We start from the raw sequence: 23,272 nt of genomic DNA, 5'->3' as shown, positions 1-23,272 counted from the left end.
TGACTAGTTCACTATTTTGAATTGAAAGTGGAAATCTTCAAATTCTTCAGCTCTTTTCTTTTGTAATTCAATGTCCTTTCCAATGTGACTAAGGTCATCGTTCAAACCGTAATATAGATTAGAGAAGTCATCGTTCTGATATTTTTTTCCGAGGGCCTGATAGTGGGATAGGTCGATCCTTTTTGCCAAATCGAAGGCCTTAGAAGCATTTCCTTCAACCAGAAGGGCCATCCTCACGGCCACAATTTTCTCTGCCAATTGAATCAGTTCTGCCGGAGCTTCGATTGGAAGTTTAGAAATTTCAATCGCCTTGTCTGAATTCAGGATTTGATTCTTCACCAAATTTCTGGCCATGACTTTGTTGATAATATCTTCCCCCGCAAATGGATGTATTTGAATGAGGGCCTCAAGGTAATCCTTTGAACCTGGCTCTTGGATGAGTCCTTTATAGGTCAGGTCATCCAGTGCCAATCTGTAAGTCGATTTTGTGGCCTGTGCCCAAGGTAAAATGGCATGAATATATTTTGTATTCAAAGCATCACCGAGTGATGCCCCACAGGCCCTGCAAGCAAGATCTCTCGTTTCGGGTGAACCAGTATTAAAACAGCATGCCTCGCAGGTATAGGCAATTTCTGGCCCATCTCCATGAGCATAGCTCATGTTATGAATACTCTCATGAAAGATAGTACTTTTTAAAAATTCCTTAGAAGCTGGATCGTCGCCTTTCAATTTATCTGCATTTAAAATCAAATAGGGATGAAAAAGTTTTTCTTCAGGTCTATTTTGATGATCATCCACAGAGCTTTCGGCCGTGATTGTACTGTCCTTAGTGCCCAGGTTTTTGCATTCGATGATATTAGTGCGATCTTGAAAAAGATTTTCCAGTTTTTTTGAAATGTCTTTCGAAGATTGGGTGTTGAGACCATTGAGGCACTTTAATCCATCGTTGATCGACTCATTTACTAGCTGCTCAAAGTCGGTCCCAAATTCTTTAGCACAATTATTTCCGTATTTAATTTGTCTTTGTTTTAGTGGTGATAAAATTTTTTCGATCTCAGCAAGCTGATTTGATGGAAGGGGGGCCGCAGGGCAGATCTCGTCTGCTAAAACTCTTGGAGCTATCGTTATAAGGCCAAGGATAAATAAGTATTTAACCATACTTACTTATCGACCGGAGGAACTGAAGACCTTAGAAGTGATAGTGTCTAAAATTTTGACACCCCTGTAATTCTGACTTCCATCTGGGCCTCCATCCTGTAATGGCCCTAAAATAGGGAATGGACAAACAAACAATCCGCCTGGTTTTTATTCATCTTCTGGTCTTAAACGTCATCTGGACGGGGACCTCGGCCACTGCACTTTATCTCACTCTGTTCTTTTTTGTGTGGAGAGGTTTGTTCCTATCAATTTCTTATCACCGCTATTTTTCTCATAGAAGTTTTAAGACCACTCGTAGTTTTCAGTTCTTCCTGGCCCTGGCGGGGAATATTTGTATGCAACGAGGAGCTCTTTGGTGGGCGGCCCATCACCGCATGCACCACCAATATTCGGACACAGAGAAAGATCCGCATTCTCCAATCGCTCACAGCTTTTTCACGTCCCACATTGGTTGGGCGATGGAAAAGAAATCATTCATCACTGATTATTCGCGCATCAAAGATTGGGAGAAATTTCCTGAACTCAAGTTTTTAAATGAGCGCAGTGATGCTATTCACGGAATCTTTGCTCTTTTCTTGTTTCTATTAGGCGAAGGCCTAAGATATGCGAAGCCGGAGCTTGGAACAAATGGTTTTCAATTTCTGGTTTGGGTCTATTTGATCGGAGGCCTTTGTCACCTTCATACGATCTTCTTAGTGAATTCTTGGGGACACCTTCATGGTGACAGACCTTATGATTTTCCAGCGAGAGAAGGCCGTGATAACAGCCACAACAATGCATGGCTTGCCTGGCTCACATTTGGTGAAGGCTGGCACTATAATCACCACTGCTTCCCGTTCTCGGCCACAACCGGAATTCAGAAAGGTCAGTTCGACGCTTCGTTTGTCGTGATCAAACTTTTTGAGAAAATGGGTCTGGTGTGGGACGTGAAAGTTCCATCTGAGGAAGTGATTAAGAACCTAAAACCAGCTACTTCCAAGCAGGAACCTGGCACCTTTTCGACCTTGAATTGACTTAGATTTTCTTGTTACAATCTTGGAACATGACAGGTGGAGGAGTGGTGGTGCACTCCTCCTAAATCTGATTAGATCATTCTTAGTATTACAGCAAGCTGCAATAAAAGAACAATCAGAACCAAAACCCGTGTCATGTCTTCCATAACAAATCCTTTTCGTAAAAAGGCGCCCTTCATTGGGCGTCATGGAAGCTTTCGGGTCACACTCCAAGGTGCAAGATTCCCGAAAAGTTTTAAGAGAAGTAATTCATTGAAATAAGATGAAATACAGAGCGGGGAGTAATAAAAAATACTCCCCGAAAAAGAAATTATTTCTGTGTTTTGTAATTACAGATGCTTCGTAGGAAAGTTGTAACGATCGACTTCAGTCTCTGAAAGCTTTTCGATTTTATCCAGATAGGCCTTCTTCTCATCTTTGATATCAGCAATTCTGAGTGTCAGGTATACCTGTGGCTCTTTCGCCAATGAATCGTGGAAGAGGCTCAGGAAAATGTCACGAATATCATTCTGAATGAAAACTTTCTTTTTACCTTTCTGCTGGGTCTCAAAACGAGTCACTTGTCCTAAGAGGAACTGGTGAAGTTTCTTCTTGTGAGAAGGAAATTTAAAGATCAGTTGAGAATAAGGGGAAAAGTTCAAGAACGAATACACAATGAACTGCCCGCTAATAAGATGTGGAGTCACCACAAAATCATGCTCGTCCATTAAACGAGGAGCAGGAGGAAGTTTGTGTTTCTTTTTAAGATATTCGATCGACTTCTTACGATAGGTCTCAGGGATCTTCACGAAGTTTGCGTTCATGAAGAAAAGTCCTTCAATGAAAGGACCACAAAGACGAATGTGAATCTGACTCCAACGGAAGTCACCTAAGTAGGCCTTAAGATCTTCCACTTCGTCCTTAGGAGATTTAATGGGAAGAATCGTCAGGATCACACCATTGTCACCTTTTACGGTCAGGACACATGGATTCGAAATCAGGGCCAGCGTTTCATAGACCTTATCCAGACCTTCATGAGCATCAATAATGGCACGATCAAGTTCAAACTTATTACGAGGGTAATAGAGCTGATTGATCTTACGGATGTTCTTACTTTCAAAAATATCAAGATACTTAAGAAGGAGAAGTCCCGTCGCCCGAGCATCTTCAATCGCACGGTGAGCGTGGGAGTGATGGATGCCAAAAATCTGCGACATGTACTGAAGGTTTGAACTCATGATGTCCGGGATCATGTACTTGGTCATGATGTTAGTACAGATGACCTTATTATCCATTGTCGGACGCTGAAGCTTTTTCAGAACTCCATTTAAGAATGGAATATCAAATGACGTATTGTGGGCCACGAGAATTGAATCTCCGATGAACTCAACAATTTCATCAATCACTTCTTCAATTTTAGGGGAGTGCTCAACATCGGCCTTGCGAATACCAGTGAGCTTTTGCACGAAATCAGGAATTTCCTTCTGAGGGTTCACTAGAAATGAACGCTCTTCGGTGATCTTGCGGTCCTCAATGCGGACCATTCCAATTTCGATGATTTTTTCTGTCTCTGGATTTCCGCCTGTTGTTTCCAAGTCGATAACAACAAAGTTGAGGGAGCTTAATAACTCTTTAGACGACTCGTAGGTCTTTTCTTTTTCTTGCATGTAATAAATGAGACATTCGCCTCATCCCTATATTTTATAGTTTAATCTAAATGTTCTGGAGTGAAGGCGTGCGGCAGAAATTCTTTAAACTTCTTCGTCGTCTCAACTCCAGTTTCATTTCCTAATGTAATTTCTAAGCTTGGGTCAGCAAATTCCGAGATCACCTGAAGACATAGACCACAAGGAGGCCAGCCGTCTTTCGTGTAAACATAAATGCGTTTCAATTTCATGTGACCGTCTGAGACCGCTTTCCAAATAGCAACTCGCTCAGCACACACAGTTCCACCATAGCTTGCATTTTCAATATTGCAGCCTTGATAAACTTTCCCGTCCGTTGTCTCTATCGCCGCTCCAACCTTTGCAGTTGAATACGGTGAGTAGGCACGGGTAGATGCATCTAATGCTTTATCTCGTAGACTCATTAAACTTTTCCCATTCTTTTTAACTCACCTATAGTTTCAGTTAAAATGGTAGCAAATCCAACCATGGCCTTTTCTGCCACTTTTTTAACGTCTGCGTGACTTAATTTTTCTTGTTTGATTCCGGCCGCATAGTTCGTGATACAAGCAACACCTACTACTTTAAGTCCAAGGTGATTAGCAGCGATCACTTCCGGAACAGTACTCATACCAACCAGGTCTGCTCCGATGATTCTCATCATGCGGATTTCGGCCGGAGTTTCATAAGTCGGACCTAAAACAGAGCAGTAAACTCCGTCTTTGATTTCTACGTGGTGAGATTTAGCAACAGCATGAAGGACATCTCGCATTTCTTTATCGTAGGCGTTCCCCATGTCCGGGAAACGAGGTCCAAGCTCAGCAATATTTGGTCCAACCAAAGGGTTGCGACCAGAGAGGTTAATGTGATCAGTAATGGCCACAAGATCGCCCGGGTGGAAATCAGGATTGATACCGCCTGAAGCGTTTGTCAGGAAAACAGTTTCAACTCCAAGAGCGGCGAGTGTTCTCACAGGAAGAACGATCTCTTCACCAGCATAACCTTCATACGCGTGAAGACGACCTTGAAGAGCGGCAACAGTTACACCATGAACTTCACCGACAATCAGGGCACCAGAGTGACCTTCTACAGATGTACGTTTGAAGTGTGGGATGTCTTGATAAGGAATGATTGTTTTATTTTGAATTTGATCAATGTAAATCCCAAGACCAGAACCAAGGACGATACCAATTTTTGGTTTCTTGTTGTTGATCTTAGAGAGGATATACTGTGAGGCCTCAAGAATTTTTGTCATCGACATATGTTGTCCTTAGCTTAGTTTTTCAATAATAAGTTTTGGTGCTTTTACTTTCGTAGAAGACATGGTGAGAACTTCTTTTACGAATTGAGCTTTAATTTTTTCTACAATCGGCTGTTGGTGTGGATGGTGATGAATGGTGAAAATAGGTTCGCCTTTCTTCACTTTATCACCGATCTTTTTGTGGAACGTGAATCCTACTGAGTGATCAATAAGATCTGCTTTCGTTTTTCTGCCACCGCCAAGTTCAATCAGAAGAAGTCCGATCTGTTCATTCTGGAACATCTTGATGAAGCCGGCCTTCGGAGCAAGAACTTGAGTCTCGGCAGAAGCAAGCGGAAGAAGAGAGTAGTCATCAATCACTCGCTCGTCACCGTCTTGAGACTTAAGAAGTTTCCTGAATTCTTCCAGGGCCTTCCCAGAACTCACCATCTCTAGTGCTTTTTTGTGGGCCTTCTCGAAGGTCTTCTCTACACCTGCGATATGAATCATATGGGCCGCAAGGGCGATTGAAATATCTGTAAGATCTTTTGGACCATTACCTTTAAGTGTTTCGATACTCTCGATGATTTCGTGAGAGTGTCCAACAGTATTACCAAGTGGTTGGTTCATGTCCGTGATCAGGGCCACTGCTTTTTTCTTAAAGCGTTTCGAAGTCGCGATCAGGCTCTTACCAAGATTACGTGCATCTTTTGGAGTGCGCATGAAAGCACCTGTGCCGCATTTAATATCAAACACGATTCCGTTTGCACCTTCAGCAAGCTTCTTACTCATGATAGATGCAGTAATAAGAGGAATAGAGTCGATGGTGGCAGTCACATCACGAAGAGCATAGATCAGACGATCGGCCGGAGCGATCTCCGGAGTTTGACCAATCAGAACCAGACCTTCTTTATTTAATTTCTGAGAAAATGTATCGAGATCAAGGGCCGTACTGAAACCTTTAATCGCCTCTACTTTATCAACTGTTCCACCTGTGTGACCAAGACCACGACCAGCGATCATGGGAACTTTCACGCCTGCGGCCGAAGCGATAGGGGCGAGAATGAAAGAGGCCTTGTCACCAATTCCACCAGTTGAGTGTTTATCAATCACGTTCTTTCCAGGAAACTTCAGTTGTTTCCCAGACTCGAGCATGGCATCTGTTAAATAGGCCGTCTCAGACACATCCATGCCCTTAATGAACATGGCCATTAACATCGCCGACATTTGATAGTCAGGTAATTTGCCGTCAGTATAGCTCTGGATGAACCATTTGATTTCTTTGTTGGTTAAACGTTCCCCACGTTTTTTCTTGTCGATCAGGGGGTACACTTGAAAATTTTCATTCGTCATTTCTAGCTCTCAATGCAATATCAGATTTGCCATCTTTAAGATGGGCACTTATCATAGTCTCATGGACTCTCGTTTGCAATCTAACTCCATAGGATTTGGTATGAAAAAAATCATTTGTTTACTCTTGTGTCTCTCTTTCGTTCTTCCGTCAGCGGCCTTCGCTCAAGAAGACGATCTCATCAAGAACACTCAAAATGATTTAATCCTGGTGGGAGCTGCAGGTGTGGGCGGGGCGATTCTTGGTCTTTCGACTCTTTCATTTGTTGATAAACCAAGCCAGCACGTTTCGAATATTTGGACCGGAGCTGCCATCGGTGTAATCCTTGGAGTGATCTGGGTTGCTTACGACAGTGTGCAAAGAAATCAGGACGACCTTACATCTTCAGTGGAATTCAATTCCTCAGAAAGAGTGGCCTGGCATGCCGAAAATGCTGGAAATCTGACATTACCTGAGGTGCAGTATGGCACTCAGTTCTGGCAAATGACTTTCTAAAATACCCGACTTTTTCTTGCCATTATTAACTCCCTATTAGTATAACTCTATGAGTTACACTAAACATTTACATTAGCACTGCTAATAGCTGGGAGTTCTATGAACCTAGAGTCGTTTTTGCGCGGAATTTTAGGAATTGCAGTTCTGGTAGGGGTTCTCTATCTCTTCAGTTCAAAGAAAAAAGACATTAACTGGAAATTAGTTAGTCTTGGATTTTTCCTCCAAATCGCTTTTGCGGTCGGTATTATCCACATTCCTTTCGTCGCAGCATTATTCGACAAAATCTCTAGCTTTTTTGTTGTGATCCTAGATTTCACACGCCAAGGTTCAAACTTCGTGTTCGGCGGACTTCTGAACGTGAACTCGTTTGGTTTCATTTTTGCGTTCCAGATTCTTCCAACGATTATCTTCTTCTCGGCCCTTACGAGTCTTCTGTTCTACCTCGGAATTCTTCAGAAGATCGTTTACGGTCTTTCGTGGATCATGGGTAAGTTCCTAAAAATTTCAGGTGCTGAAAACCTTTCTACAACAGCGAACATCTTCCTTGGTCAAACAGAAGCTCCTCTTCTTATTAAGCCTTATCTTCCAAAGATGACTCGTTCAGAGATTCTTTGCGTAATGGTAGGTGGTATGGCCAACACTGCTGGTGGTGTACTTGCTGCTTACGTTGGTTTCCTTGGCGGTAACGATCCTGTTCAACAACTTTTCTTCGCGAAACACTTACTTGCTGCTTCTGTAATGTCTGCTCCAGCAACCATCGTTGTTTCTAAAATGCTTCTTCCTCAGACTGAAGAGATTGATGAAAAAATTGAACTTACAGAAGAGAAAGTTGGTTCAAACATCATCGAGGCCATCGCAGTTGGTACAGAAGACGGTCTTAAACTTGCGTTCAACGTTGGTTCAATGCTTATCGTGTTCATCGCTATGATCGCGATGGTGAACTATCTTCTTTCAGATGTTCTTGGTTACTACACAGGTCTTAACGATGTGATCGTTAACCTAACTGGCGGCCAATACAATGGTCTAACTCTTCAATTCGTACTTGGTTACGTATGTGCTCCTTTTGTGTGGCTTCTTGGTATTGCGAAGTCTGATATGGTTCACATCGGTCAGCTTCTTGGTGAGAAAACCATCCTTAACGAATTCGTGGCCTATACAACTCTTGGTAAAATGAAAGAGAGCGGAGTGCTTCAAGATCCTAAATCAATCATCATGGCGACATACATCTTGAGTGGTTTTGCCAACTTTTCTTCTATCGGTATTCAGGTGGGAGGAATTGGTGCACTTGCTCCATCGAAAAGAGGTATGCTCTCTGAATTAGGTTGGAAGGCACTTCTAGGTGGTACGATTGCATCGCTTCTTACTGCGACAATCGTCGGCATGCTGACATAATAGGCTGCCGCAGCATACATTGCCGACTTTATTAATGGTTCTTTTGCCTGTATTCTGGTCCTAATTTTAAGTTATTAAGTTTTTAGAATTAGGACATTTTTCATGGCAAAAGAACTTGTGGTCAACCAGACTCACAGTGAGTCGCGTATTGCGCTCATTGAGAATGGTGAGATCCTGGATTTCCTTATTGAGCGACATTCCCCAAAAAATGAATCGGCCCCTATCGTTGGTAATATCTATCTTGGAAGAGTTTTAAGAGTTCTTCCGGGAATGCAGTCTGCCTTCATTGATATCGGTCAGGAGCGCGCCGCCTTCCTGTATGTAGACGACGCTTATCTTCCTACCTTGGAAGAGCAGCGAGAAATGCAAAGCCGAATCGAAACAACCGAGGCCAACACAAAACGCCTGGGTGAAGTGATCCCAGACGAATTTTCCACACTGACAGAAACCGTAGACATGAAGTTCCGCCCGGACGTAAAGATCCAAGACTTTCTTAAAGAAGGTGATGAGATCGTGGTTCAAATCGCCAAAGAGCCGATTTCTACCAAAGGTCCAAGAGTTACTCGTCATATCACGCTTGCTGGCCGCCATATCGTGTATATGCCATTTATCGAGCACACAGGTGTGTCTCGCAGAATTGAATCAGAAGAAGAAAGAAAGCGTTTAAAAGATATTTTGGATTCTATTCGTCCTGAAGGTGTTGGCGTGATCGCTCGTACTGTGGCCGAAGGTCAGAGCTATAAAGTTCTTAAGAACGATTACAACAATCTGGTGAAAATCTGGAAAGACGTTCAAAAAAAGATGGAGAAGGCGAAGGCCCCGATTGAACTTCACCAGGATCTTTCATTCATCCAACGCGCTCTCCGCGATATTATGGATGAGGACGTGGATAATCTTATCGCTGATTCAAAATCATCGGTGAAGCAGATTGAAAAATTCATTCAGCGTTTTATCCCTCATCATAAAGCGAAGATTAAATTTTATGATGGAGAGTTGCCGATTTTTGAACATTACGGAATTGATATTGAGATCGAAAGAGCTCTTTCAAATCAGGTGTTCTTGAAGTCTGGTGGGTCCATCAATATTGACCAGACAGAGGCCCTGGTTTCAATTGATGTGAACACAGGAAAGTTTGTAGGGAAGAAAACTCTCGAAGAAACGATTCTTAAAACAAACCTTGAGGCAGTAAAAGAAATCGTTTATCAGCTGCGTTTAAGAAACTGTGGTGGGATCATCATTATCGACTTCATTGATATGGAAAAAGAAGAACACCGTACTCAGGTGTACACTTCGCTCCTTGAAGCTCTTAAAAAAGACCGCTCTAAAACGAACGTGCTTCCAATTTCAGGCCTTGGTCTGGTTGAAATGACCCGTAAGCGTACTCGCGATACTCTTATCCGTACCATGTGCGAGCCTTGTCCTTATTGTGAAGGTGTGGGCCGCGTGAAGTCGGTTGAGACCGTGAGCTTTGAAGTGATTCGTGAGCTTCAGAAAGTGATGAAGCGCTCAAGTGCAGGGAAGATTACGATCTTCGCTCACCCAGAAGTGTGTGCAAAATTATCTTCCGAGGACTTCGGTATCATTGAAGTGCTGGAAGAAACTCACAATAAAACGCTTCTTGTTCGTGCTGATAACAACTATCACGCTGAACAATATGAGATCTACGCCCCTGAGACTTAGAAGCATCCAGTGGAGTGGAGTAGAATCTCTACATCTTTTACTTTTTTAGAAACATCATTCATCAAATAACCAGCGGATTCTTCTGCTGGTTGTTTTCCATTTAAGAAGTCCTCTACGGTATCGATCTGTGAAATCACAAATGAAGTCGCGCGTTTTTGGCGTTCTTTACCAATCCGGAAACTTGAACGGTACAGATCAAGGTTCGTGGCCACAAAGTCATGCACCTCTTGAATTTTGTAACGGTACTGGCTCCAGGCAAAGCGCGCTTTTTCTGCGGCCGAGCAACGTTCACGTGGTGTTTTAGTGGCCTTTAGCAGAAGGAGCTGACGCTCGAGACCTTCTTTCATGTTAAGGCCAACTTTGATGGCGTTCTTTAAATAATCTTTTCCTTCACGCCCCAGGATACTGCTTTGGAGAGTCCGATAATAATCCAGAAGTTCCACCGCATTTGAAGTCCCTTCATCTAAGTCAGAGAACAGATTTGAAAAGGCGCGATTGTCCAGGGAAGCGATCTTCGCATCAAGTGAATTTAAACGAAGAGCAATTCCCCACGCAGAGTCTTTTCCTTCTTTGATACGAATTCTGAAACGAGCAATGTCTTTGGTTGCGTCCAAATCAGTGGCCGCTAACTCAGACTCGACTGAAGCGAGTTCTTTTCTTAGAGCATCACTCACAGGTCCAATAAAGGCCATCAGTGGGCCGCGCACACTCATTTCAAATTCATCTATGGTGTTGGTCCATGCCTTACCATTCAGGGCCAAATCATCCTGAATCTTTAAAAGACTTGAAAGGAGGAGTTGTCTTGCTGGCTCTGTTTTTGAATCGAGAACAAGTTTTTGGGTGCCATCAATCAGTTTATTGATGCGCTCGTTAAGGTATGTGACCTGACGAAGTTTTTGTGAATAATCTGCTGGCTTCGAGGCAAGAGCAGTTGTGACCTCGTCAAATGTTCGGGCAAGGACAGGGTCAAGATTTTTATCTTCAATACCTGGAAGGTTATTAATCACCTGGGTCAGCATTTCATCCAATTCTTTAACGTCGTTTTCCTGTTTCTTTTGGAGCTTTAAAAGCTCGGCCCTTTCACGACGAAGCTGATTAACAATTTCTTCCCTGAATTCTTCAGTCTCAGGATTAAAAATCCCTGATTCTTCCATCAGGCGGCGGCTGTCAAAGAAGGCACAATTCAGTTGAATGAAGGCACGACGCTCTTCAGGTTTATTGAAGTTGAACTTCTTTTTTACCAGTTCATTGATAATTTTAAGACTTGAACCAGCGATAAAACCACCGGCCGCAATGACCGTCCCTGTGGCACTTGGAACGAGAAGTCCTAATTGTGAGGCACTCATGATCACGTCACCTAGTACCGGTAAAACACCACGAGACTTGATATCGTAAAAACACGAGTTGTTCGACGTAATAAGATTGATATTACCCAGTACCTGTCCTACGTTTTTGGCGTACTGAGCATTCGTACTGCTTCCTTCGGTATTGTAGGTGTTATAACTGTTGTAAATACCTTCAAGGTTTGCAACGTTCGAGTTTAACGAATTGATGGCCTGTTGATTTTCTTTAGTACAACCGTTACCTAGAGAAGACACAAGGATTTGGACCTGGTCTCTCAAAGTAGACAGAGAAGAAAAACGAAGCGGACAGCTTAAGGGCCGTTCGAAGTATTTTGAATCGCTTAAGGCCTGTGCGTTCAAGGAAAGTAGTAAAGTTAAAGTCAGTAAAATGCGCATGTCTTTATTCCACAAGTTCGTTGATCAAATTTTTAATGGTCACTTTTCTCTGCTTTTCACTAACGGTTTCGTCTTTCTTCTGCTCAGAGTTCTTCTCATTAAGGTCGATTTCTTTTAATCCAGCACGAAGCGTTTTTTCTAATTTTTTATCCACACCAATCTCGTGAAGAAATTTTTTCGTTTTAAGTGCCGAGTCCAGGTATTTTTCTGTCCATTCTTTTGTTGAATCTGTGGCCTTGTCGTATGTTTCAGGAAGATCAATGTTCCCCAAGTGGCCGGAAGAAACCAGAAAGAGAAGTCCTTTGGCCTTTTGCTTAAGTGTCATTGCCTTTTTATTCGTTAGATTCTTAAGCGCTAAGGCAGACAGAATGTCCACTCGTGCTTTAAGGAGATCAATGATGATTTCTCTATTTTCCCCATTTAGGAGAATGTCCTCATGGGACTCTAATGACTTTTTCTGCGAGCCCTTTAAAAGGGCGCCCTTAATCAGATCATTCATCGAAGTTAAATGAAGGTCCGAATTGCGCGAGACCATAATCTCTTGGTAATGGTGATTCATATGAAGGGCCAAAGCAAAAGCATAGTAAACTTGCTCCTCATTATCTAAATCTTCGTCCGTTGGATTTAGTTTATTAACTTTAATCTGGTCTTGAATTCCACCCAGCCTTTTAGTGAATTCATTGACAGCATCATCGAGAAGAAGAGACTTGATATGTTGGTCATATCTTAACTCTTCATCCGTCAAAAGCTGATATTCAAAGGCCTTAAAATAGATACATGCATCGGCTATTTTATTTTTAAAGTCAGTGTTTTCATTGGTCATATGATCGAATACTTGGAGACGGCGACCTGCTGAATCCCCAGATCGAAGAAGAACCAGCGTCGTTTCAAGTTTATCTTCCATCTCACTAGTCGTTTCAGACATCTTCGTTGTGCTGCTTTCCATGCTCTCAGTTCTCTTATCCAGCTCCTTCACTTTAGAGCAAGAGGCAGCCATTAAAAGACAGGCCAGAACCACTGATGATGTTTTCATGAAAAACTCCTTAATAGATGGGCCTATTTTATGTGAGGAACGGGTTAAGAAGTCGTCCACTTGTAAAATTGATCAAGCTGTAAAAACTTTAAACATCTAAGAGGGGGCAGTCAGCGTGGAGGGGGCAGAGGAGAGATTTTGATGGTTGTCTAAAATTTAGACAATAAAAAGGGCCCTCAAGGGGCCCCTGAATAGTGATTAATGAGTAGGGACAGTCATGTAATCAAGCTGCATAAGAGCATCATCAATTGTACGACGAGCGTTTTCAATCATCCCACGATCAAGCATTGAGCGGGCCTTTGAAAGTGAACGTCTTAGATCTTGAAGCTGGTAAAGCTCAACCATGACACGAGTCGGCTCAGGAATGGGAGTGTAATCCAAAACAATGCCACGAAGACACTGAAGCGCGTATGAGCTCCCGTTATTAAGGGCCGTACGACAAACCTGTTCTGATTGATTCATTGTAACTTTGTTAGCAATGGTAGAAACACAGGCAACAGTGTTTGATCCGCTAACACTCGCCATAGCAACACATACATCGGCCAGAGGTGAATAGAGGTAAGCATCTGCACCAGCTTGAACGGCACCCACAACATAACTACTGCCTTGAGCGGCCAGAGGTCTTACGATGCTAACAAGATCAGGAGAGATTCTTTTATCAACAACAGCAGTTGCACAAGCAACTGTATTTGATCCACTGATGGCGGCGATGGTAGAGCAGGCCTCTGCCGCTTCAATTTCAAAACGGCGATTGGCAGTGGCGTTTAACACGCCAACAGCGTATGAACTTCCCTGAGGAAGAACTTGATGGGCAAGATCTAAGGCACCTTGATCAAAACGGTTGCGAGCGATAAGTTGAGCACAAACTGCACCGTTGGAACCACTGACTTCAGCGATTCTCTGACAAACCTGAGCGGCCGACATTCCTGATTGAGCGAAAGATGCAGACGCAGATAACGCCACTACCAGCGTGAGTAGAAATTTCTTCATTTATCCTCCCAGATTTTTGAAGCGATCTATTTTTTTCTATCAATGAATCGAAATGTCCCACAAGTGAGTGCAAGAATTTATGACAATTAAGAGCCAGAGTGGGGCCAAGACGCTCCTAGACTGAGATTTAAAGCACACTGGAATAACACAGTGCTTTAAGTTGCCGAAATTTGGAATCCCCCAGAGAGACAGGAAAACAAGTTCAACTCAGAAAGAAATGGCCAATTTCTGGGTATTTGTGTTATTTTCCCTCGGACATTCATTATTAAGTATTTCATCTCGCTCGTAGGAATGGTCTTACGGGCTTAATTATAATCCAGGAGGAAATATGATCTACGAAACGGCTTTCGTCGTTCGCCCTGACGCATCTGAGGAAGTTGTAGCTTCCATCAAGAACTCTCTTGCTGAAACTTTCAAAGAGTTCGGTGCAGAAGTTCTAGTTAACGATTCATGGGGAGTGAAATCATTCGCTCAACCAACTGAATCAGGTCTTAAAAAAGGCTCTTACCACTATTTCATGTACAAAGGTGCTGGTAACCTTAACGCTGAAATCGAGCGTAAGTTCCGTATTAACGAGAACCTTGTTCGTCACCTAATCATCAAGCTAGGCGAAGACAAGCACCAAGCAGACATCGTTAAGAACTACAAAAACCCTAACCACACTCAAGCAGCTGCTGTTGAAGGTGATGAGTTCGGCGGTGGCGAAGATAAAGACAAGAAAATGCACTCTAAGCGTAAGTCTTGTTACTTCTCTGCTACTAAGACTTCTCCAGACTGGAAAAACCCTAAGTCTTATTCATGGCTAGTTAACGAGTTCGGAAAAATTTCTCCAGCTCGTATCACAGGCCTTACACCGACTTTCCAGCGTCGTGCAAACGAAGCTATTAAGCGCGGTCGTAACATGCTTCTTATCAGCTACCAATCTAACGAAACTGCTCGTTAATTTGGGATTTTAAACTGGTATGAACGCCCAAGTGTTGCAAACGCCACAACTATCCACTGGAAGATTGCTCCTATTAGGTGCGTCGTCAGTGATTTTGTGTGTCAGTTTCATTATGGCGGTGTTCGCTCCGTTTCCATTGGCCCTTGCCACAATTCTTTACGGAAGAGTGAAGGGGTACTTAGTAGGTGTGGCCGGACTAATTATTAGTTTCCTGTTCGCCCTGATGGTTTACAGAGATTTGACGTTGTTTGGGTTCTACGTTGGTGTGTTTATTTTTGGACTTGGAATTGCTGAAATTGTTTTAAGAGGCGTCTCGCCGATTAAGGGCATGGTAACTTTCGGACTAAGTTTTATTCTGTTAGTTGCCGGTAGTTTTGGTTTTTTCATGAAGTCTCAGAATCTGACACCGAGTGAGTTCATCATTCAGCAGATTGAGAAAAGTTCGGATAAAATTGCCGAGCAGAAAAAGGCCATTGAGCAAAGTACTGATAAAGAGGCCGTTCAGGTTCTTCAGCTTCTAGATCGTCCAGATCTACTAGCAAAAGAAATGGTGGACTCTTTTCCAAGCTACTTCTTTATGGGTGTTTTCATTATGCTTTGGTTCAATATGTTCCTGGTTCTTAAAAGCCGCAGGCTTTTACTTTCTGGAAACGATTATCCGCATGACGAAAGAAAGTTATTAAACTTTAAAGTTCCTTTCGGGTTCGTGATTCTTCTGGCCGTTGGTCTGGTACTTGCGGTTTGGGGCAATGATCTCGGAATTGGATCTTTTAGCTCTCTTGAAACAGTAGGAATGACGATCATTAAGTGTCTTGGGATTTTTTATTTCTTCCAGGGCTTTGGTGTTCTAAGTGATCTACTGAACTTCTTAGGGATTATGGGTTTCTTCCGTACGTTGATCGTGATGATTATCATCCTCATGGCAAACTATCTCATTGCAGTCGCCGGTTTATTTGATAATTGGTTTGATTTCAGAAAGTATTTTGTAAAACGTAAAACTGAAGATTAATTTTTAGGAGAACAATATGAAAGTCATCCTTACAGAAAAGGTGAAGGCCCTAGGAACAATCGGTGAGATCGTAAACGTATCTGCCGGTTTCGCTCGTAACTTCCTATTCCCACAAAAGCTAGCTCTACTTGCTGACGATAAGAACTCAAACATTCTTAAAGACAAGCAAAAAGCTCTTGCTAAGAAAATCGCAGCTGAAAAAGGTGCTGCTGAAGCCGTTAAGAAAAAACTTGATGGTCTTACTGTTGAACTTATCAAAAAAGTTGGATCAAACGGTCGTCTTTTTGGTGCTGTTACTTCTCAAGAAATCGTAAAAGAACTTGAAAAACAAGGCATCTCTGTTGAGCGTCGTCTTCTTTCTTTCGACGGTTCAATCAAGTCACTTGGAACTTACGATGTTAAAGCCAAGCTTTTCAACGACGTAGTTGCTAACTTCAAACTTAAAGTTGCTATCGATGCTGCTATGGCCGAGCAACTTAAGAAAGAACAAGCTGAAGCTCAAAAGCGTAACGCTGAGAAGAAAGCTAAAGCTGAAGCTGCTAAAGCTGCCGCTGCTGCTGAAGCAGAAGCTGCTGCAAACGCAGAGTAATCTGACTCAATTGGGGAGGACGAAAGTCCTCCCTTTTCTTTTTTTAGGGGTATCATGGCCGGACCGAACGAACTTCCTCACGATTTAGCTGCTGAAAAAGCTCTTCTTGGATGTCTATTAATCGACAACTCAAGCTTCGATGAGATTTCGGACGTAAACCTCATGCCGGATGATTTCTACCATCCTCAATACGGGATTATTTTTTCGGTCATTAAAGACCTTCACATGGAATCGATGCCTTTTGACATCGTGACTGTGTCTTCTAAATTAAACGATCATGGAAAGCTTGAGAAAGTGGGCGGACAAGGTGCTCTTGTTGCCATCTGTGACGAGATCGGTTCTGCGGCAAACGTTGAGTACTATGCCCAGATGATCAAAGAAAAGAGCATGCTTCGTGAAGTGGTGAGAACCGCAACGCGAGTGATGCAAACTGGAACGAACTTCACTGGTAACGTTGCGGACTTCATGCAGGAAGTGGAGGCGGGGTTCTTCAAACTAACTGCTCAAACGAAAAACAATAAAATGGTTCCTTTAAAACAGGCGCTTTACGAGAACTTAAAAGAACTCGAAAAGCCGGCCCGTGCTAAAGGCGAGATAATGGGTGTATCAACGGGCTTTGGTTCCATTGATAGATCTCTTCTGGGCCTTCAGCCCGGACAACTTGTTCTTATCGCCGCTCGTCCGGGGATGGGAAAAACCGCTTTCGCACTTAACTGGGCGGTGGCTGCGGCCAAACAAACGAATATGGCCGTGGCAGTGTTCTCTTACGAGATGATGTACGCCGAGCTTTCAATGCGTCTTCTTTCATCTGAAGCTGGTGTAGATTCAAGAAAACTCAAAACAAAAGAATTTAATGAAATGGATTTGAGACAAATCTCAAATGCCGTTCAAAAGCTTTCAAACTTAAAGCTTTATATCAATGACTCTGGTGCCACGAACTTAATGGACATTCGCTCTTACTGCCGTAAATTAAAGGCCGAGCAGGGACTTGCGATGATCATCGTGGACTACTTACAGATCATGCCAATGCACGTGAAAAAGCAAAACCGTGAACAGGAAATTGCTGAACTTTCCCGTGGATTTAAAATGCTCGCCAATGAACTGGAAATTCCTGTCGTAGCACTTTCGCAGCTTAACCGTACTGCTGCTTCTCGTACTGACCGTCGTCCACAGCTCCAAGATCTACGTGAGTCTGGATCTCTCGAGCAGGATGCGAACATTGTGTGTTTGATTCACCGTGAGGACTATTATGATCCTCAAACTCCAAAGAAGGGGATTGCGGAAATCATCATCGCTAAAAACCGTAACGGTGAACCGGGAACAGTTGAACTAGCATGGATCGGTTCGCAGACAAAGTTTGCTGATCTTGCTCCTCAAAAAACTGAGCAGTAAATGATCTATTCAAGATTCAAGTGGAATGAAAGTTCTTTTCTTGAACTCTCGAGGCCGAAAAGCGCTTACATTTATTTCCGCACAACAAGGCTTAATCTTCTAACAGGGTTCCCTGAAACCTATCGCCTGGAGCTTTTTTTAAAGCGCCTAGAGAACATTCAGCTTCAAGATAAGGCCAAAATACCAACGGTGTTTCATTTTTATTATGAGTTGGGTCTGATCCTGATGGGCCTGGGACACACGGTGGATGAGAACGCGCCCCTCGCAATAGAAATTGAATACGAAGATAAAAAATTTAAAAAGACACCTAAATCAAGAATTGCGAGCCTTCCGCTGAAGACGCTTGAGCGTCCTAGCTGGTCTGAATACAAGAGCGCTTTTAATCACATTCAAGAGCATTTACTGAATGGGAATTGTTATCAGGTGAATCTCACTTATCCGTTTGATTTTGAAACGGAAGAGGTGATTGATCCGAGAGACATTTCTGATTTCTTCTTTTCTCAAAAAGGACTCGGAGCTTATGCTCACCTCACTTTCTTAGGTGACGAGATGATTTTAAGTAATTCTCCCGAGTGCCTTTTCCAGTATCAGAACAATAAAATGTTCACCATGCCGATTAAGGGCACCATGAAACGTGGAAAGAACTGGAAAGAAGATTGGAAGAAGATGAAACAAGATATGAAAGAAGAAGGTGAACTCAATATGATTACAGATCTGCTTCGCAATGATCTTAATCGTCTTGATAAACCAGAGGCCCGTGTCATTAAAAGACGTTCACCTCTCTTGGTGCCAAATCTTTTGCATCAGCATTCAGTGCTCTCAGTTGAACTCTCGCAAAAAGTTTCTCTCTTAAAAACTCTTGAATCACTTTTTCCCGGCGGAAGTGTAACAGGTGCACCAAAAAAACGTGTGATGGAAATTATTCAAGAAGTGGAACGTTATCCTAGGGGCATTTATTGTGGCTCTACACTTCTGTGTTTGAACGACAAAAAGATCGCGAGCATCAATATACGCACGGCCCAATTATCAGTTGGAGATCGCTTGTGGAGATATGGAGCTGGTGGTGGAGTGACTCTACTTTCGAAGCCTACGGCCGAATATCAGGAGATGGAAGAGAAGGTTGCCAGCTTTCTGACATTGATTGCGGCCCCGGGTTATAAAGCCCGATAAAAACAGTAATTTCCGCAATTTAAACCAATTCTCTCAAGAATATCCTAACAATATCTTACATCTCTAGGCCCTTTGATTGACTTTGTTTTTGCCCAAAAGATACGCTTTTGAGCAACCGCTACTAAATGGATTTAGGTAGCCTTAATGTTCAAGGAGTCAAGAATGACAGCTGATACTCTGACCACGGCAGGTTCAGAAAAAAACGGTAAAGTGAGTCTGGAAGTACTGGCCAAGATGACCGGCTTTCCAGTTGAGATGATCAAAGAAGAAATCTTTAAAGGTGAGAGCATGGGCCCAGAAGTTTCACTGGAAGACCTACGCTCAGCGATGCTTTCTTATATTGATTCCACCATGCTAATGAGTGATCAAAAATAGAAAAAACCCCCGCAGTGACGGGGGTTTTTTGTTTTTAGGGCCCCAAAAATTTTTCATCTAATTCCGACTACACCCATCCAGTAAAACCAAATATTTAAGTTCATTTCCAAGATTCCGATACTTTATCCATAAAGACTCTTTTTTTGTTCAAGGGTGAACTATGGATATTTCAACCGTCGCGGGACTGGTCCTCGCAACTCTAGCAATCATCGGATCGATTCTTTACGGATCTCCACTTTCAATCTTCATCGATATTCCTTCGGTGGTGGTTGTTATCGGGGGTGTAATTGCAACGACTCTGATTAAGTGGCCAATGGAAAACGTCAAAGCACTTGTGGCCTACTACATGAAGTCAGTTTTCTCGACGCCGGTAGATGCGAAAGCGATGATCGAAGAAATTCAGAAGCTCGCTGAAACTGCTCGTCGTGAATCAGTGTTTGCACTTGAGAAAGTTCCTGTTGAAGATAAATTCTTAAAGAAAGCAGTGACACTTGCTGCAGATAACCGTCCACCTGAAGTGATCACTTCAATTCTTTCGCTTGAAATTGCGGCAATGGAAGATCGTCACTCAAAAGGTGTAGACATGCTGGAAGGGATGGGAGCAGATGGTCCGGCCTTCGGGATGATTGGTACTCTGATCGGTCTGGTACAGATGTTACAGAACATGTCGGATCCTTCGTCGATCGGTCCTGCGATGGCGGTTGCTCTCTTAACGACATTCTACGGTTCGGTTATTGCGAACGTATTTACGATCCCAATCGCCGCGAAACTAAAACAGCGCTCAAAACTCGAAGCAACAAAGATGAACATTATTGTGGCCGGAGTTCTGGGAATTGTGGCCGGTGAAAACCCACGTGTGATTCGTGAAAAACTAGATTCATTTCTACCTCCAGGTGATCGTCTGGTGGCAGATGATAAAGGCAAGGAGTAGGCCATGGCAGACGCTCCAAAATGTCCTCCTTGTAAGCCCGGTGCCCCCGGTTGGCTTGCAACGTTCTCGGACCTTTGTACACTTCTTCTGACGTTCTTCATTCTTCTGCTTTCATTCGCGAAGACTGAGACAGCAAAGTATGAGGCGGCGATTGGTTCCCTTCGTAACGCTTTCGGTGGTAACGTTTTGAAGCCGGGTGAAGTCATGCGCCCAGGTAAGTCTCCAAGTGATGCGCCTACAATGATTGATTCAGATATGCCGTCAAAACCTTTTCCGATTGAGTTCTTAACGGCGGAAGGTCTTCTGGATAAGCATGAGATCAATCGTGAATCTGATACACAATTAAACCAGCTGAAGAAAATGCTCGCGGACAATGAATTATCAGAGTCGGCGAACGTTTATGAAATGCCTGAAACCATCATGGTACGGATGAAAGATAAAGTTCAGTTCCAGAAAGGTTCAGTGGGCATTGATGAAATTAATATCCAAGTGTTCGATCATCTTGTAAAAATGATGAGAGAAAATAACTGGAACATTATGGTAGAAGGTCATGCTGAGGCCGGTGAAGTAGGGAAGAAAGGTGAAGATGCGTACGAGCTTTCCAGCCAGCGCGCACTTGCTGTTTCAAAATCTCTGATACAAAGAGGAATTTCAGCGGATCGTATCACCACAATTTTCTACGGGGACTCTCGTCCTCAGGAAAAAGTGAATAGAAACGTGTCTGATCGTAGAGTAGAATTTCTTCTAAAGAAAGTTGATCTAAGAACTGAAGGACGGAAGGTCGAGGCCCAGTAATGGAGCTTGTTGAACTGTCCTGGCTCTATGATGATTCATCTTTAAAGGAGGCCCTGAAGAAAACTCTGGGCTCTTCCGGCCAGCAAATTAAGCGGCATTTCTCATCCAAAGAACAAGATCGTCCAGTGAAAGCGAGAAGCACTTCTCGCTTGCCATTGGATTTTGTGAATCATCTAAAAATTAATCCTGAATACGTAGGGCCCGAAGTTAAAATTATATCTGAGACCAAGGACTACATCGTTCTTCACAAGCCTCCAGGTATTCACTGTCATCCACTTTGTTATACGGACAAAGACACACTTTTAAATTTCTTAGTTCAAGAAGGAAAATGGGAAGCGGTGGAAGTGAATCGTGAGAACTACGACAGAGGGCTTCTGTATCGTCTGGATCACGAGACCTCTGGTGTGATGGTGCTCGCGAAGAACGAGCCCTTTTTAAAGCAAATCAGAGAGCATTTTAGTACTGCCATGAAACGAAAGTTTTATTGGGCGATTGTGGAAGGGGACTTTGATAAAGAAGGTCTTTGGACCCATCACTTCCGTGCCAGCGGTGTGAAAGGACAGAAGCAAAAAGTTTCAGATGATACCCATGAGCTTTCTCAAGAGGCAACACTTGCTGTTTTGAAAGTTTCCATGAATCAAGGAAAGAGCCTGCTCTTAGTGAATCTGAAAACAGGACTACGCCACCAGATTAGAGCACAGCTGGCGCATCTGGGGTTTCCTATCCTCGGTGATGAACTTTATGGTGGTCGAGCAGCTGAGAGATTATTTTTACATGCTCTTCGTTACGAATTTACAGACACCGTAGAAGACTCAACGGCCGAATTATTTCATGTCTTCTTTGACTTGAACGGTAGTCTTCAAATGAGTCATGATATGCTCGGGCGATTCTAAGGTCGCGAGCTTCACAATATATTTCCCTTCAGTCACGGCATTAATCACCATCTTCGGATGATCCACGCGGAAACGAACGAAATCCACTTTTTCCAGAATATCCGTGTGAGAAATACGGGCCACATAGGCCATGTGATTGGCGAGTTGGCGATACATAAGAGATCTTAAATTAGTCGCCTCAGGTGGAACCGCTAATTCCTTTATTTCTACGGCAAGGTTATTGCCTTCACAAAAGGCCTTCCAATTCTCAGGGATGTGCTTCTGAACTTTAACCAAAACCCCAGTACATGACGTTGCCATAAGCTTGGGATTATAGAAAATGCCCCATTTCTGGTCCCTCGCCACTTGATAGAGGAAGAGGGCCATCATGATAATTCCGATGGCAAGTATTGGTTTTTGCATGAGGTATCGCATATGAGGATTATCTCTTTAAAAACCTTTTTTTGCACTAAAGACCTGCAGGAGAATATCCGATAAGCAGAGTCAGGAAAGAGAAGTTATGAAGAAATCTATGAAGCCAGATGTTTGGAACAAGTTAGTGGTTTTAGGGGAGAAGCAGGGAGCTATTCGTCTTTCGGATTTGGCCCTTGAGATGGGGTTGGGCCCAGAAGAGACCTTGTTTTTCCTACGTCAGGTTTTTCCGTCTGGCACCGGTATCGAGATTTACCACCAGAATTCAGAGTGCTGGGTAGACATCAAAGGCGAAGAGATTCAATACATGCTTCCTCTCTCACCAGCAGAGTGGATGCAGCTCCATCAAATGTTATATGCGAATAAGACAGCGGATACGCAAGTGATGCATTCACTTCGTAAAAAAGTTACTGAGAATGGTCCAATAAAGGTGGTTATGGAATTACTCAATCAGCTCGAGCTCTGGGATCAAGAATTGAATGAATCGGAACAACAAATTGTACAACAACTGGATACGGCGATTGTTGAAAAACAATTACTGTGTCTTGCGACCGGTGATAATCGAACATTTATTGTTCATCCTTGTCGTGTTCTTCATTTGGAAGGACAACTTACTCTTATCGCGGAAGATTCAAGTGATCACTGTTTAGTTGTGGTCCCACTAAAAGAAGTAAAAGAGATTTCTTCGGTCCCTTCTTCCAAGGTGCCTAAAGTTTCTCCTTATGAAGTGGAAGAGTTTATCTCTGCCATTCGGGCCATGAATGAAAAAGAAACCAGACTTATTCTTAAAATTCATGATCCGGGGACGACCAATTTATTTCCTGAGCACCATTTTTTAGGTAAACCTTGCATGATCACCAATCCAAATGGCGATCTTATCTGGGCCGCGTATGTAGAGCCTTGTGAAGCGCTTTACGACTGGCTTCTGACACTTGGTAAGAACGTGGAAATTCTGGATCCGGTAAAATTCAAAGATGATTACCTTATCTATTGTGAAGAAAAACTAAGGAAAATAGCTTAAGATCGAGGC

At 43.0% G+C, this 23,272-nt stretch carries 23 protein-coding genes; 14 read left to right on the top strand and 9 right to left on the bottom strand.

Translation table 11 applies throughout. The features are described 5' to 3' along the window. Positions 1–3 precede the first annotated feature (3 nt). Positions 4–1,158, bottom strand: coding sequence for a hypothetical protein (locus tag ACJVC5_RS00595; RefSeq protein WP_408097438.1), 1,155 nt, complete (start codon positions 1,156–1,158; stop codon positions 4–6). A gap of 119 nt (positions 1,159–1,277) precedes the next feature. On the opposite strand from ACJVC5_RS00595, the gene ACJVC5_RS00590 reads away from it, so the two are divergent. Then, the gene (locus tag ACJVC5_RS00590; protein WP_408097437.1) at positions 1,278–2,171 is read left to right on the top strand and encodes an acyl-CoA desaturase; all 894 of its coding nucleotides are present in this window, start codon (positions 1,278–1,280) and stop codon (positions 2,169–2,171) included. 329 nt (positions 2,172–2,500) lie between these two features. Here ACJVC5_RS00590 and ACJVC5_RS00585 read toward each other — a convergent pair whose 3' ends face one another. From ACJVC5_RS00585 to ACJVC5_RS00570, 4 genes are read right to left on the bottom strand one after another with little or no spacing between them, the layout of a single operon-like run. Next, entirely contained in the window at positions 2,501–3,817 is a 1,317-nt protein-coding gene (locus tag ACJVC5_RS00585) for a 3'-5' exonuclease (protein WP_408097436.1), read from the bottom strand. A 41-nt stretch (positions 3,818–3,858) separates the two neighbouring features. After that, complete coding sequence (locus tag ACJVC5_RS00580; RefSeq protein ID WP_408097435.1) at positions 3,859–4,239, bottom strand: cytidine deaminase; 381 nt, start codon at positions 4,237–4,239, stop codon at positions 3,859–3,861. Continuing rightward, positions 4,239–5,069, bottom strand: a complete 831-nt coding sequence (locus ACJVC5_RS00575) for a purine-nucleoside phosphorylase (protein ID WP_408099263.1) — start codon at positions 5,067–5,069, stop codon at positions 4,239–4,241. The genes ACJVC5_RS00580 and ACJVC5_RS00575 overlap by 1 nt, the downstream gene beginning before the upstream one ends. A 15-nt stretch (positions 5,070–5,084) precedes the next feature. Then, positions 5,085–6,407 carry a thymidine phosphorylase gene (locus tag ACJVC5_RS00570; protein ID WP_408097434.1) on the bottom strand — a complete coding sequence of 441 codons (1,323 nt, stop codon included), beginning with the start codon at positions 6,405–6,407 and terminating at the stop codon, positions 5,085–5,087. 100 nt (positions 6,408–6,507) lie between these two features. Between ACJVC5_RS00570 and ACJVC5_RS00565 the strand changes: the two genes are divergently transcribed. From ACJVC5_RS00565 to ACJVC5_RS00555, 3 genes are all read left to right on the top strand, one after another. Then, complete coding sequence (locus tag ACJVC5_RS00565; RefSeq protein ID WP_408097433.1) at positions 6,508–6,900, top strand: hypothetical protein; 393 nt, start codon at positions 6,508–6,510, stop codon at positions 6,898–6,900. Positions 6,901–6,999: 99 nt separating this feature from the next. Continuing rightward, the gene (locus ACJVC5_RS00560) at positions 7,000–8,292 is read left to right on the top strand and encodes a NupC/NupG family nucleoside CNT transporter (protein ID WP_408097432.1); all 1,293 of its coding nucleotides are present in this window, start codon (positions 7,000–7,002) and stop codon (positions 8,290–8,292) included. A gap of 102 nt (positions 8,293–8,394) precedes the next feature. Continuing rightward, positions 8,395–9,972, top strand: coding sequence for an Rne/Rng family ribonuclease (locus tag ACJVC5_RS00555; protein ID WP_408097431.1), 1,578 nt, complete (start codon positions 8,395–8,397; stop codon positions 9,970–9,972). Here ACJVC5_RS00555 and ACJVC5_RS00550 read toward each other — a convergent pair. The 3 genes from ACJVC5_RS00550 to ACJVC5_RS00540 form a co-directional block, all read right to left on the bottom strand. Next, positions 9,969–11,711, bottom strand: a complete 1,743-nt coding sequence (locus ACJVC5_RS00550) for a hypothetical protein (RefSeq protein WP_408097430.1) — start codon at positions 11,709–11,711, stop codon at positions 9,969–9,971. The genes ACJVC5_RS00555 and ACJVC5_RS00550 overlap by 4 nt on opposite strands. Positions 11,712–11,715: 4 nt before the next feature. Continuing rightward, positions 11,716–12,744, bottom strand: a complete 1,029-nt coding sequence (locus tag ACJVC5_RS00545) for a hypothetical protein (protein WP_408097429.1) — start codon at positions 12,742–12,744, stop codon at positions 11,716–11,718. Between the two features lie 198 nt (positions 12,745–12,942). Continuing rightward, positions 12,943–13,734 carry a hypothetical protein gene (locus tag ACJVC5_RS00540; protein ID WP_408097428.1) on the bottom strand — a complete coding sequence of 264 codons (792 nt, stop codon included), beginning with the start codon at positions 13,732–13,734 and terminating at the stop codon, positions 12,943–12,945. A 328-nt stretch (positions 13,735–14,062) separates the two neighbouring features. Here ACJVC5_RS00540 and rpsF point away from each other — a divergent pair, with 328 nt between their 5' ends. The 9 genes from rpsF (at position 14,063) to ACJVC5_RS00495 (ending at position 21,831) form a co-directional block, all read left to right on the top strand. Further along, positions 14,063–14,677: a 30S ribosomal protein S6 gene (gene rpsF, locus ACJVC5_RS00535; RefSeq protein ID WP_408097427.1), complete on the top strand. Its 615-nt coding sequence runs from the start codon at positions 14,063–14,065 to the stop codon at positions 14,675–14,677. A 19-nt stretch (positions 14,678–14,696) separates the two neighbouring features. After that, on the top strand, positions 14,697–15,686 hold the full coding sequence (locus tag ACJVC5_RS00530) for a DUF2232 domain-containing protein (protein WP_408097426.1): 990 nt from the start codon (positions 14,697–14,699) through the stop codon (positions 15,684–15,686). Between the two features lie 16 nt (positions 15,687–15,702). Continuing rightward, positions 15,703–16,275, top strand: coding sequence for a 50S ribosomal protein L9 (gene rplI / locus ACJVC5_RS00525; RefSeq protein WP_408097425.1), 573 nt, complete (start codon positions 15,703–15,705; stop codon positions 16,273–16,275). A gap of 54 nt (positions 16,276–16,329) precedes the next feature. After that, positions 16,330–17,667 carry a replicative DNA helicase gene (dnaB, locus tag ACJVC5_RS00520; RefSeq protein ID WP_408097424.1) on the top strand — a complete coding sequence of 446 codons (1,338 nt, stop codon included), beginning with the start codon at positions 16,330–16,332 and terminating at the stop codon, positions 17,665–17,667. After that, entirely contained in the window at positions 17,668–18,837 is a 1,170-nt protein-coding gene (locus tag ACJVC5_RS00515; protein ID WP_408097423.1) for a chorismate-binding protein, read from the top strand. Between the two features lie 162 nt (positions 18,838–18,999). Then, on the top strand, positions 19,000–19,212 hold the full coding sequence (locus ACJVC5_RS00510; protein ID WP_408097422.1) for a hypothetical protein: 213 nt from the start codon (positions 19,000–19,002) through the stop codon (positions 19,210–19,212). Between the two features lie 160 nt (positions 19,213–19,372). Further along, on the top strand, positions 19,373–20,143 hold the full coding sequence (locus ACJVC5_RS00505) for a motility protein A (protein WP_408097421.1): 771 nt from the start codon (positions 19,373–19,375) through the stop codon (positions 20,141–20,143). Between the two features lie 3 nt (positions 20,144–20,146). Continuing rightward, complete coding sequence (locus tag ACJVC5_RS00500; protein WP_408097420.1) at positions 20,147–20,938, top strand: flagellar motor protein MotB; 792 nt, start codon at positions 20,147–20,149, stop codon at positions 20,936–20,938. Then, a complete protein-coding gene (locus ACJVC5_RS00495; RefSeq protein ID WP_408097419.1) occupies positions 20,938–21,831 on the top strand; it encodes an RluA family pseudouridine synthase in 894 nt (297 codons plus the stop codon). Before ACJVC5_RS00500 ends, ACJVC5_RS00495 begins: the two co-directional genes overlap by 1 nt. Here ACJVC5_RS00495 and ACJVC5_RS00490 read toward each other — a convergent pair. Further along, positions 21,763–22,245, bottom strand: a complete 483-nt coding sequence (locus ACJVC5_RS00490) for a hypothetical protein (RefSeq protein ID WP_408097418.1) — start codon at positions 22,243–22,245, stop codon at positions 21,763–21,765. The two genes, ACJVC5_RS00495 and ACJVC5_RS00490, sit on opposite strands and share 69 nt — an antisense overlap. 85 nt (positions 22,246–22,330) lie before the next feature. Between ACJVC5_RS00490 and ACJVC5_RS00485 the strand changes: the two genes are divergently transcribed. Next, positions 22,331–23,263, top strand: coding sequence for a WYL domain-containing protein (locus ACJVC5_RS00485; protein ID WP_408097417.1), 933 nt, complete (start codon positions 22,331–22,333; stop codon positions 23,261–23,263). The last annotated feature ends 9 nt before the right edge of the window (positions 23,264–23,272 follow it).

It is taken from the genome of Peredibacter sp. HCB2-198 (assembly GCF_045999315.1).
Taxonomy (GTDB): domain Bacteria; phylum Bdellovibrionota; class Bacteriovoracia; order Bacteriovoracales; family Bacteriovoracaceae; genus Peredibacter.
The sequence above is the reverse complement of the archived record's forward strand: the minus strand, read 5'-3'. Positions and strand labels throughout refer to the sequence as shown.